Annotated in this window: 9 protein-coding genes and 1 pseudogene; 4 read left to right on the top strand and 6 right to left on the bottom strand. The window is 65.3% G+C overall.

Annotation, left to right across the window (positions count from 1 at the left end; genetic code table 11):
* Nucleotides 1–700 precede the first annotated feature (700 nt).
* The 4 genes and pseudogenes from AABA84_RS25135 (at nt 701) to AABA84_RS25120 (ending at nt 6031) form a co-directional block, all read left to right on the top strand.
* Nucleotides 701–4138, top strand: coding sequence for a helicase-related protein (locus AABA84_RS25135; RefSeq protein WP_338313553.1), 3438 nt, complete (start codon nt 701–703; stop codon nt 4136–4138).
* 10 nt (nt 4139–4148) lie between these two features.
* A pseudogene (locus AABA84_RS25130) lies at nt 4149–4412 on the top strand (RNA-binding S4 domain-containing protein); the annotation flags it as partial.
* A gap of 132 nt (nt 4413–4544) precedes the next feature.
* On the top strand, nt 4545–4883 hold the full coding sequence (gene fdxA / locus AABA84_RS25125; protein ID WP_011082989.1) for a ferredoxin FdxA: 339 nt from the start codon (nt 4545–4547) through the stop codon (nt 4881–4883).
* A 344-nt stretch (nt 4884–5227) separates the two neighbouring features.
* Nucleotides 5228–6031: a CarD family transcriptional regulator gene (locus AABA84_RS25120; RefSeq protein WP_212247033.1), complete on the top strand. Its 804-nt coding sequence runs from the start codon at nt 5228–5230 to the stop codon at nt 6029–6031.
* Nucleotides 6032–6225: 194 nt separating this feature from the next.
* On the opposite strand, the gene AABA84_RS25115 is transcribed toward AABA84_RS25120, so the two are convergent.
* The 6 genes from AABA84_RS25115 to cyoB are packed head-to-tail and all read right to left on the bottom strand — an operon-like array spanning nt 6226 to nt 11973.
* Nucleotides 6226–6759, bottom strand: coding sequence for a response regulator transcription factor (locus AABA84_RS25115; protein WP_212247032.1), 534 nt, complete (start codon nt 6757–6759; stop codon nt 6226–6228).
* Entirely contained in the window at nt 6749–8152 is a 1404-nt protein-coding gene (locus tag AABA84_RS25110; RefSeq protein WP_338313552.1) for an ATP-binding protein, read from the bottom strand. The genes AABA84_RS25115 and AABA84_RS25110 overlap by 11 nt, the downstream gene beginning before the upstream one ends.
* Nucleotides 8124–8972, bottom strand: a complete 849-nt coding sequence (locus AABA84_RS25105; protein ID WP_338313551.1) for an SURF1 family protein — start codon at nt 8970–8972, stop codon at nt 8124–8126. Before AABA84_RS25105 ends, AABA84_RS25110 begins: the two co-directional genes overlap by 29 nt.
* Nucleotides 8969–9349, bottom strand: a complete 381-nt coding sequence (gene cyoD / locus AABA84_RS25100; protein ID WP_338313550.1) for a cytochrome o ubiquinol oxidase subunit IV — start codon at nt 9347–9349, stop codon at nt 8969–8971. The genes AABA84_RS25105 and cyoD overlap by 4 nt, the downstream gene beginning before the upstream one ends.
* Complete coding sequence (gene cyoC / locus AABA84_RS25095) at nt 9346–9975, bottom strand: cytochrome o ubiquinol oxidase subunit III (RefSeq protein ID WP_338313549.1); 630 nt, start codon at nt 9973–9975, stop codon at nt 9346–9348. Before cyoC ends, cyoD begins: the two co-directional genes overlap by 4 nt.
* A complete protein-coding gene (gene cyoB, locus AABA84_RS25090) occupies nt 9976–11973 on the bottom strand; it encodes a cytochrome o ubiquinol oxidase subunit I (protein WP_338313548.1) in 1998 nt (665 codons plus the stop codon).
* Between the last annotated feature and the right edge of the window lie 7 nt (nt 11974–11980).

Genomic DNA, 11980 nt, shown 5'->3' with positions numbered 1-11980 from the left:
TCGTGCGACCGTCACTGCGGCCCGATGGATTCCGGGTTCGCGCCAAGAGGCGCGCCCCGGAATGACGGCGGGATTTGAGCTAAAAGAAAACGCAATTATTTCAATCACTTCCCTACTGTGCATGGGGTTGTTTTCGCAAAAAATGGTCCCGGCGGCTCCGGTCCCGGAATCCATTTGACTCCTCCCCGATTCTGATTCGACTCCGCGCCGTCCCCAACTTAAGGGTTTGCGCCATCGAAAGGTCACTTGTACGGCGGCGGAAAACTCCATCTAGTTGCAGCCAATAAGACTCCCGCGACATGTTGCGTGAACGGAACATGACTCTAGGAGGAGTCAGCGATTCGGCCGCGATTCGTTCTAGAGTCGTTCCGAAGCTTAAGACCAACGGGAAAAGCGTCGCAAAGTGAGACAGTTGCGCGAGGTTTGGGGAGGCGCCGGATGCTCCGCTGCCACGTCCCGTCACCCTGAGGTGGCCGCTTCTTCAGCGGCCCTCGAAGGGCGACGGGCCCGGCTGGTGCCGCGGAGACGTGCTGGGCCGGCACCCGGGCGGTTCATCCTTCGAGGCTCCCCATGCGGCGCGATGCGCCGCAGGGGGAGCGCCTCAGGATGACGGGCTGATGGGGGCGGATCAGCCCCGAGCCCCGCCCCCGCCCCAGACAGCACTGACATTCGCCCTATCAGCCACTACCTAATCCCCCAGATGCCCTTTTCCTCCTCCCCCTTCGCTTCCGAGCGCGCGCCGTCCGATCGCGTGCCTGGCGCCGGCGTCACTGCGGTGCTCGGGCCGACCAACACCGGCAAGACCCATCTCGCCATCGAGCGGATGCTGGCGCACCCTTCCGGCATGATCGGGCTGCCGCTGCGCCTCTTGGCGCGCGAGGTCTACAACAAGATTGCAGCCAGGGTCGGCAGCGAAGCGGTCGCGCTGGTCACCGGCGAAGAGAAGATCAAGCCGAAGAGCCCGCGCTATTGGGTCTCGACCGTCGAGGCGATGCCGCGCGACCTCGACGTCTCCTTCCTCGCCGTCGACGAGGTCCAGATCGCTAGCGATCTCGAACGCGGCCACGTCTTCACCGATCGCATCCTCAACCGCCGCGGCCGCGACGAGACGCTGCTGCTCGGCGCCGCGACGATGCGCCCGATCATCGAGCGGCTGTTGCCGGGCGTGTCCATGATCACGCGGCCGCGCCTGTCGCAGCTGGAATTCGCCGGCGACCGCAAGATCACGCGCCAGCCGCGCCGCACCGCCATCGTCGCGTTCTCGGCCGATGAGGTCTACGCCATCGCCGAGCTGATCCGCCGCCAGCATGGCGGCGCCGCCGTGGTGCTGGGCTCGCTCAGCCCGCGCACGCGCAATGCGCAGGTGGCGATGTTCCAGAACGGCGACGTCGACTATCTCGTCGCCACCGACGCCGTCGGCATGGGCCTCAATCTCGACGTCGACCACGTCGCCTTCGCCTCCGACCGCAAGTTCGACGGCTACCAGTTCCGCCGGCTGACGCCGTCCGAATTCGCGCAGATCGCGGGGCGCGCCGGCCGCGCCACGCGCAACGGCACTTTCGGCACCACCGGCCGCTGCGCGCCGTTCGAGCCCGAGCTCGTCAACGCGCTGCAGAACCACACCTTCGATCCCGTGAAGATGCTGCAATGGCGCAACGCCAGGCTGGATTTCTCCTCGCTCGGCGCGCTCCAGGTGTCCCTGAACCTCGCCCCCGGCCATGAGGCGCTGACGCGCGCCCCTGTCGCCGAGGACATGCGCGTGCTCGACCATGCCGCCCGCGACGCCGAGGTGCGCGATGTCGCGCATGGCAAGGCCGCCGTGGAGCGGCTGTGGGAGGCCTGCCAGGTCCCGGACTATCGAAAATTGTCGCCGGCCGCCCATGCCGAGCTGGTGACCACGCTGTACGGCTTCCTGATGCGGAAGGGATGCATCCCCGACGCCTGGTTCGAGGCCCAGGTTACCCAGGCCGACCGCGTCGACGGCGACATCGACACGCTGTCGGCCCGGATCGCGCAGATCCGCACCTGGACCTTCGTCGCCAACCGCCCGGACTGGCTGAAAGACCCCGAACGCTGGCAGGGGATCGCCCGCGAGGTCGAAAATAAATTATCGGATGCGCTCCATGAACGCTTGACTGAGCGTTTCGTTGATCGCCGGACCAGTGTATTGATGCGCCGCCTGCGGGAGAACACGAGCTTGAATACTGAAATCGGCAAGACCGGCGAAGTCATCGTCGAAGGCCATGTCATCGGCCGCCTCGACGGCTTCACCTTTGCACCGGATGCGGCGGAAGCTGGCTCGGATGCGAAAGCCTTGCAGGCTGCAGCGCAAGCGGTGCTCGCCGGCGAGATCAACACGCGCGCCGAAAAGCTCGGCAACGCGCCGGACGATCAGTTCGTGCTGACCTCGGAAGGCACCATCCGCTGGACCGGCGACGCCGTGGCGCGGCTGTCTGCCGCAGAGGACGCGCTGCATCCGCGCATCCGCATCATCTCGGACGAGCGTCTCACCGGGGCGCCGCGCGAAAAAGTGCAGGCCCGGCTCGAGCTCTGGCTCAAGACCCATGTCGAGAAGCTGCTCGGGCCGATGTTCGAGCTCTCCAAGGCCGAGGACGTCACCGGCATTGCCCGCGGCATCGCCTATCAGCTGGTCGAGGCGCTCGGCGTGCTGGAGCGGCCCAAGATCGCCAACGAGCTGAAGGATCTCGACCAGCCCTCGCGCGCGGTGCTGCGCAAATACGGCGTCCGTTTCGGCGCCTATCACATCTATTTCCCCGGCCTTTTGAAGCCCGCCGCGCGTGCGCTCGCAGCGCTCTTGTGGGCGCTGAAGCAGGACAATGTCGATCTGTCCTCGCTGTCGGGCGCGCAGCATCTCGCTTCGTCCGGCCGCACTTCGTTCCCGGTCGACAAGGCGCTGCCGCGCGATGCCTATCGCGTGCTCGGCTACAAGCAGGCCGGCGAACGTGCCGTGCGCGTCGACATCCTGGAGCGCCTTGCCGATCTGATCCGCCCGGCGCTGGCCTGGCGCGAGAACGCGTCCGGCGAAAAGCCGGCCGGCGCCTTCGACGGCCGCAGTTTCGTGGTGACGCAGGCGATGACCTCGCTCACGGGATCTGCCGGCGAAGATTTCGCCTCGGTGCTGCGTGCCCTCGGCTATCGCATGGAGAAGCGTCCGCCGCTGCCGCAAAAGCCTGTCGTGGCCGCGACCGTCGCGGCCGAGACGCCGCCGGCTGAAGGCACCGCGGAGACCTCGACGGAGACCGCGCCCGAAGCCGTTGCCGGTCTGCCGGCGGAGCCCTCCACCGAAGCGGTCGCCGAGCCGGTCACCGTCGAAGATGCGCCCGGCATGGAGCTGCAGGACGAGCAGGCTCAGCAGGCCGAGCCTGCGCTCGAAGCCTCTCCCGAGGCCCCCGTCACGCCCGAAGACGCCCCCGGCATCGCGCCGCCGGCGGAAGAGCCCGCTGCGCCCGTCGAGGCTGCCGGCCTCGAAGCCGCTCCTGCCGAGACCGCCGCAACCGAAGCTGCCGCGTCCCCCGACGCCGCCGCGCCTGAAGCTGCGGCGACGCCCGCCGAGCCCGAGCTGATCGAGGTCTGGCGTCCCGGCGGCCGTCATGAGGACCGCAAGCCGCGCCACGAGCGCCATCGCCACCAGCGTCACCACCATCAGCGTCCGCAGGCCGGCGCTGAAGCTGGCGCTGCACCCGGTGCAGCGAACGCCGCGCCCGGCGAAGCAGCCGAGGGCGCGAAGCCGGGCCATCGTCATGGCGGCCATCGCAGAGATTCTGGCAGGGACGGCGGCAGAGACTTCCGCAAGCCGCGCGAAGGCGGCGAAGGCGCGCCGCGTCCCGAGGGGCGCGACGACAAGAATCGCCGCTTCGAGGGCAAGGATCGTGATAACAAGGATCGCGACAACAAGGGCCGCGATCGCGACAAGGGCAAGTTCGGCGGAGACCGCGACAAGGGCCGTGACAACCGTGGCCGTGACCGCGACAAGGGCCGCGACCGTCAGGGCGGACCCTCGCTGCGTCCCTACGCCTCGAGCGCGAATCCGCGCGAGCGCGATCGTCCGGCCGATCCGAACTCGCCCTTCGCCAAGCTCGCTGCGCTGAAGGAGCAGCTCTCGGGGCGCAAGGAGTAATCCCACGAGCGAGCGGCAGCGCCTCGACAAGTGGTTGTGGCACGCGCGGGTGGTGAAGGCGCGCACTTCCGCGGCCGAGCTCGTCGAAAAGGGCCATGTTCGCGTCAACGGTGAGCGCGAAAAGTCGCCAGGGCATGCGATCAAGATCGGCGACGTCATCACCGTCGCGCTGGATCGCACCGTGCGCGTCTTGAAAGTCACAGGCTTCAACGAACGCCGCGGCGACGCCGCCTCGGCACGGGTGCTCTACGAGGAGCTCGGGATGCGCAATTAATTGCGCATCGTATTCATTTCTTGGTCGATCAAACGCGCAAAGCCGTCATGATCGAGCTTTCCCGACCTTGCGGCGCCCGGCCATCCGCGCTACGCAAGCCCCGACTTTTAAAAGAGCTTTTCGGAGCGTTGGATGACTTACGTCGTCACTGAAAACTGCATCAAGTGCAAGTACACCGACTGCGTCGAGGTCTGCCCGGTCGACTGCTTCTACGAGGGTGACAACATGCTCGTCATCCACCCGGACGAGTGCATCGATTGCGGCGTGTGCGAGCCGGAATGCCCCGCCGACGCCATCAAGCCGGATACGGAACCGGGGCTGGAAAAGTGGCTTTCGGTCAACGCCGACTACGCCAAGAGCTGGCCGAACATCACCCAGAAGAAAGAATCACCTGCCGACGCCAAGGAATTCGACGGCATGGAAGGCAAGTTCGAGAAATATTTTTCTCCGAACCCCGGCTCCGGCGACTGAATCGGGCCTAAACTTAACCCTAATAGCGGCGCCGCCGCCGAAAACCAGCCCTGAAGACCCCTAAATCATTGATTTTTGCGGGAAATGTGCTATATTGGGCACATTAAGCCGAACCCTGTCAGCCCCGTTGGCCCCGCTGGGTTCCCGTGAAACCAAATGTCGAACAGGGGCGTGGCAGTTTCCGCGCGCAGGCTGTGTCACAGAAAACGCGTAAAAAGAGTACTTCAGCGAGGGCTTCCCATAAGGAGGCCAAAAAAGTCGCCGCGGCCAGCCGTAGCGCATCCAAGGGTCGGACCGCGACGAAGGCGCCGGCTGCAAAGTCCTCGAAGAACAAAAGAAGCGCAATGCCTAACAAGACTGCCAAACCGGCCGCGAAAGCGACCGTTGCCAAGCCTGCTGCCAAGCCTGTCGCTGCCAAGGCTCCCGCTGCCAAGCCCGCCGCGTCGAAGGCTCCCGTTGCTGCTCCTGCCAAGGCTCCCGTCGCTGCCGCCAAGCCTGCTGTGAAGGCCGCTGCACCCGCGCCGAAGGTCGAGGAAAAGAAGGTCGTAACCCAGCGTCAGGGCTTCAAGGCCAATGAATTCGTCGTCTATCCCGCTCACGGCGTCGGCCAGATCCTGGCGATCGAGGAGCAGGAGATCGCCGGCGCGAAGCTCGAGCTGTTCGTCATCAACTTCATCAAGGACAAGATGACGCTGCGCGTGCCGACCGCCAAGGTCGCCAATGTCGGCATGCGCAAGCTGTCCGAGCCGGCGCTGGTGAAGAAGGCGCTGGAGACGCTCAAGGGCCGCGCCCGCGTCAAGCGGACCATGTGGTCGCGCCGCGCCCAGGAATACGAAGCGAAGATCAATTCGGGCGACATCGTCGCGATCGCGGAAGTCGTGCGCGACCTCTATCGCTCGGAGTCGCAGCCGGAGCAGTCCTACAGCGAACGCCAGCTCTATGAAGCGGCGCTCGATCGTCTCTCCCGCGAGATCGCGGTGGTACAGCACTCGACCGAGACCGAAGCGGTCAAGGAGATCGAGGCCCAGCTCGCCAAGAGCCCGCGCCGCAACGCCAAGGCGGAAGCCGCCGAGGGCGAGGCGGATGCCGAGGGCGAGGCCGACGATACCGATGGCGACGACACCACCGTCGCCGACGAGGCCGCGTAAGCAGCTTCGTTCTGCGCAAGCAATCAAAAGCCCGGCCGGTTGGCCGGGCTTTTTGTTTGGGGTCGTAGCCGTCATTCCGGGGCTCGCGAAGCGAGAGCCCGGAATCCATTCAACCACCGTCTCTGCCGCCTGATGGATTCCGGGCTCGTGCTCCGCACGCCCCGGAATGACGGCGGTGAGACCTTGGTGAAGGCCTACTTCACCGGCCGCTTCTCGAGCTTTCGCGCCAGCGTCCTGCGGTGCATCCCGAGCCTTCTCGCCGCTTCCGAGATGTTAAAGTCCGTCTCGATCAGGGTCTGGTGGATGCGCTCCCATTCCAGCGTCTTGATCGAGGTCGGCCGCGCGTCGAGTGCGACCTCGGCATTGCCTTCGGCCTTGTTGAAGGCGGCTTCGATGTCGTCGGTGTTCGAGGGCTTTGCGAGATAGTGGCAGGCGCCGAGCTTGATCGCCTCCACGGCGGTGGAGATGCTGGCAAAGCCGGTCAGCACCACGATCAGCATATCAGGATCATGCGTGTGCAAGAGCTCGACGCAGGCAAGGCCCGAGGCGCCGCCGAGCTTGAGGTCGACGACGGCGTGGCCGAAGGAGCGCTCCTCCAGCACGCTCCGCACGTCCTCGATCGAGGCGGCGAGCACGACATCATAGCCGCGGCGCTCGAACGAGCGCTTCAGCGTGCGCGCAAAGCCGGCATCGTCCTCGACGACGATGAGCGAACGGTCAGGCGTCAAAATTCCCCCCGATCGCCAGCGTTGCGAGCGGCAGCGTGAGGCGGACGGTGGCGCCGCGCTTCCTGTGGTTCTCGGCCGTCACGGTGCCTCCGAGCTTGCGCACGACGTTCACCACCAGGAACAGCCCGAGCCCGCCGCCGGCGCGGCCCTTGCTGGAGTGATAGGGTCTTCCGAGCTGCGCCAGCATCTCCGGCGCAAAGCCCGGGCCGCGATCGCTGATCGACAGCACGAGATTGTCGCCCTCGCGCTCGGCGACGAGCTCGACCCATTCCCGCGAGACCTCATAGGCGTTGTCGAGCACGTTGAAGATGACCTGCTTCAGCGCGATGTCGGAGACGATGGCGACGTCCGCGCCGAACGTATTGACGAAGTAGAGCGTCCGCGCCGAGCGCGCGTCGCGCCACTCGTCGACCAGGGCGGTCACGAAGGCCGTCACCGTCGTCGGCGATGAGCCTTCGCCGCGTGCTTCGCCCGCCGAGACCAGGATTCCCGTCACGATCGACTTGCAGCGTTGCAGCGAGGTCTCCATCTCCGCGAGGTCCTCGGCGAGCTCCTGGTCGGCGGCAAGATCGGGCATGCGGCGCCAATCGCTGAGGATGACCGAGAGCGAGGCGAGCGGTGTACCGAGCTCATGGGCCGCGCCGGAGGCGAGCAGGCCCATGCGGACGATGTGATCCTGCTCGGCGGCATGCTGGCGCAGCGCCGCCAGATGCGCGTCGCGCTCCCTCAGGTTTCGATTGATGCGGGTGACGAACACCACCAGCAGCACCGCGTTGAGCACGAAACCCAAGAGCATGCCGGCGACCGTGAGCGTGTAAGTCTCGCTCAGCGGGTTGGGCGGCAGATCCAGTGGGCGATACGCCAGCGTCAGCCAGACGAAACTCGCGCAGGTCAGCGCGACCAGCGACCAGGTCGAGCGGGCATCGAGCAGCACCGCGCCGAGCGTCACCTGCAGCAGGAACAGCGAGGTGAAGGGATTGGTGGCGCCGCCGGAGAGGTAGAGCTGCGCGGTCAGCGCGGCGACGTCCAGCATCAAGGCGACCAGCAGCTCGTTGTTGGTGATCGCGGCGCGATGGCGCACCCAGACCAGGCTGGAAACGTTGAGCAGCACCAGCGCGCCGATCACCGCGCCCATCCGCTCCAGCGGCAGGGGAATGCCGAGCCAGAAATGCACGCCGCCGATGGTCACGATCTGGCCGACCACCGCGGTCCAGCGCAGCTGGATCAGCAGCGCCATGTTCTTGCGGTTGGTCCCGTCGTCGGTCGGCGCTGCACCGATCAGCTCGCTGCGCGCGTCGGCCTGCGATTGCAGCGTGACGGCCAGCCCGTCATGCGGAAGTGTTTGGGAAAGCGTCTTCCCGTCGTCAGGCCTGTTCGACGATCGTTCCAGCATCTGATCCCGTCCTGCGGGCGAGGGCATCGGAGCCGCCAGCCGTTTCGTGGACGAAGCGTTTGCGGCGGAACAGCCCGCCGCCGAATGTGACGAAGAGTTTACCCGCCAGCATGAAAGCCAGGGCGAACCACGTCAGCGCGTAGATCAGGTGGTTATTGGGAAAGCGAACCACGGTCAATCCGCCGATGGGACCGCCGCCGGATTGTGATCCGGCATCGGCATCGACGAAGAACGGCGCGACATCGTGCAGACCGCGGGCCGCCGCGATCTCGGCGACATCGCGCGAATACCAGCGGTTGTGCTGGGGCACGTTGTTCCGGAGGAATCCGCCTTTGGGCTCCGTGATGCGGAGCAGGCCGGTGATCTCGACCTGGCCGTCCGGATTGCCGTCCCGGCGCGTCGATGCGTCACGCCGCTCCGACGGCACGAAGCCGCGATTGACCAGGATCTGTGTGCCGTCGCTGCGCAGAAGCGGCGTCAGCACCCAATAGCCCGGGCCTTCCTCGGTGACGGCCTGGACCAGCGTCTCGCGGTCATGCAGGAAGCGGCCGGTGACGCCGACATGCCTGTATTCGTCGTTTGCCGCGGAGACGGCGGGCCATGAAGCGGGCGAGGGGATCGGCTGGGTCGGGGCGTGGACGCGCTGCTCGACGCGGTCGATCAGCGCCAGCTTCCAGGCGCGGCGCTCGATCTGCCAGACGCCGAGTGCGATCAGGAGAACAAAGGCCGTCAGCGAGAGGACCGTGAGCCACAGGGAGGGACGCGCAGCCTTGCCGTGCGCGCCGCTCGCCTTGCTTGTCACGGTCCTGACCTCGCTCACTTCATTCCGCTCATCTGGTGCATCGGCATCATGTTGCTGTTGAGGTGGCTCATCACCCACAGCGAACCCGACAGCGCGATCACCACCATCACGATGGTGAAGATCAGCGCCATCATGCTCCAGCCGTTCTCGGACCTCGTGTTCATGTGCAGGAAGTAGATCATGTGCACGACGATCTGCACGACCGCGAAGGCCATGATGACGAGCGCGGTGATCTGCTTGCTCGGCAGCGCGCCGCTCATCACCAGCCAGAACGGGATCGCGGTAAGCACGACCGAGAGCACGAAGCCGAGGAGATAGGTCGAGAACGTGCCGTGGGCGTGGCCGCCTTCGTGGTGATGATCGTCCGCATGGGCGGCATGGGTATCGGTGTTCATCGCAGAACTCCCAGGAGATAGACGAAGGTGAAGACGCCGATCCAGACCACGTCGAGGAAGTGCCAGAACATCGACAGGCACATCAGGCGGCGGCGGTTGGCTTCGATCAGGCCGAGCTTCTGGACCTGCACCATGAGCGTCAACAGCCAGATCAGGCCGCAGGAGACGTGAAGTCCGTGGGTGCCGACCAGGGTGAAGAACGCCGACAGGAAGGCGCTGCGCTGGGGCGTGGCGCCTTCATGGATCATGTGGGCGAACTCGGTGAGCTCGATGCCGATGAAGGCGAGGCCGAACACGCCGGTGATCGCCAACCAGACTTGCGTCTGCGCGACCTTGTTCTGCTGCATCGTCAGCATGGCAAAACCATACGTGATCGACGACAGCAGCAGCATCGAGGTGTTCACCGCGACCAGGTTCAGGTCGAACAGGTCCTTCGGCGCCGGGCCGGCGGCGTAATTGCCGCCGAGCACGCCGAAGGTGGCGAACAGGATCGCGAAGATGAGACAGTCGCTCATCAGGTAGATCCAGAAGCCGAGCGAGGTGCTCCAGCCTTCCGGATGCGGATGCTCGTCGGCGAGGTAGAAGACCGGCTCGCCGGTCTGGGAGGGATTGACAGCGACAGTCATTTACTTGGCTCCGGCGAGCAGTTTGGTGCGCGCGTCCTCGGCCCGGATGACGTCTTCAGCCGGAATGTCGAAGTCGCGGTGATAGTTGAAGGTGTGACCGATGCCGACCACGAGCAGCCCGGCGAAACTCACGGCGGCCAGCCACCAGATGTACCAGATCAGGCCGAATCCCATCGCGGTGGCGAGGCCGGCAAGGATGATGCCGGTGCCGGTGCTGCTGGGCATGTGGATCGGCCTGAACCCGGTGAGCGGACGCTGGTAGCCGCGCTTCTTCATGTCCCACCACGCGTCATTGTCGTGAACGACGGGGGTGAAGGCGAAGTTGTAGTCCGGCGGCGGAGAGGAGGTCGCCCATTCCAGCGTGCGCGCGTCCCAGGGATCGCCGGTGACGTCCTTGAGCTGCTCGCGCCTGAGGAAACTGACCGCGAACTGAACCAGCATGCAGAGGATGCCGAGCAGGACGAGGAAGGCCCCGATCGCGGCGATGACGAACCAGATCTGCAAGGACGGATCGTCGAACACGCGCAGGCGGCGGGTCACGCCCATCAGGCCGAGCACGTAGAGCGGCATGAAGGCGAGGTAGAAGCCGGTGACCCAGAACCAGAACGACATCTTGCCCCAGAACGGATCGAGCTTGAAGCCGAACGCTTTCGGGAACCAGTAGGAGATGCCGGCGAAGGCGCCGAACACCACGCCGCCGATGATCACGTTGTGGAAGTGCGCGATCAGGAACAGGCTGTTGTGCAGGACGAAGTCGGCCGGCGGCACCGCCAGCAACACGCCGGTCATGCCGCCGACCACGAAGGTCAGCATGAAGGCGATCGTCCACATCATCGGCAGCTCGTAGCGGATGCGGCCGCGATACATCGTGAACAGCCAGTTGAACATCTTCGCGCCCGTCGGGATCGAGATGATCATCGTGGTGATGCCGAAGAACGAGTTGACGCTGGCGCCCGAGCCCATCGTGAAGAAGTGGTGCAGCCACACCAGGTACGACAGGATGGTGATGACGACCGTGGCGTAGACCATCGAAGTATAGCCGAACAGCCGCTTGCCGGAGAAGGTCGAGGTCACCTCCGAGAAGATGCCGAACGCCGGGAGAACCAGGATGTAGACCTCGGGATGGCCCCAGATCCAGATCAGGTTCACGTACATCATCGGGCTGCCGCCGAAATCGTTCGTGAAGAAGTTGGTGCCGACGTAGCGGTCGAGCGAGAGCAGCGCGAGCACGACGGTCAGGACGGGGAAGGAGGCGACGATCAGGACGTTGGTGCAGAGCGAGGTCCAGGTGAACACCGGCATCTTCATCATGGTCATGCCGGGGCAGCGCAGCTTGACGATGGTGCAGATCAGGTTGATGCCTGACAACGTCGTGCCGACGCCGGCGACCTGCAGCGCCCAGATGTAATAGTCGACGCCGACGTCAGGACTGTAGCCGATGTTCGACAGCGGCGGATAAGCCAGCCAGCCGGTGCGGGCGAATTCGCCGATGAACAGCGAGGCCATCACCAGCACCGCGCCGCCGACCGTCATCCAGAAGCTGAAATTGTTCAGGAACGGGAACGACACGTCGCGCGCACCGATCTGGAGCGGCACGACGTAGTTCATCAGGCCCGTGACCAGCGGCATCGCCACGAAGAAGATCATGATCACGCCGTGGGCGGTGAAGACCTGATCGTAATGATGGGCGTTGAGATAACCTTCGGAGCCGCCAAACGCGAGCATCTGCTGGCCGCGCATCATCAGCGCATCGGCAAAGCCCCGCAGCAGCATCACGATGCCGAGGATCATGTACATGATGCCGATGCGCTTGTGGTCGACGGTGGTGAACCATTCGCGCCAGAGATAGCCCCAGAGGCGGAAATAGGTGAGACCGCCGAGCAGGGCGGCGCCGCCGAGCGCGACAACGGCGAAAGTGCCGACGACGATCGGCTCGTGCAGCGGCAGCGATTCGAAGCCGAGCCGGCCGAAGATGAGCTTGAGAAGATCAGGAGACATGCGGGGA

The sequence above is a fragment of the Bradyrhizobium sp. TM239 genome (assembly GCF_036247985.1).
Taxonomy (GTDB): domain Bacteria; phylum Pseudomonadota; class Alphaproteobacteria; order Rhizobiales; family Xanthobacteraceae; genus Bradyrhizobium; species Bradyrhizobium ottawaense.
This window is presented reverse-complemented; position numbering and strand designations above follow the sequence as displayed.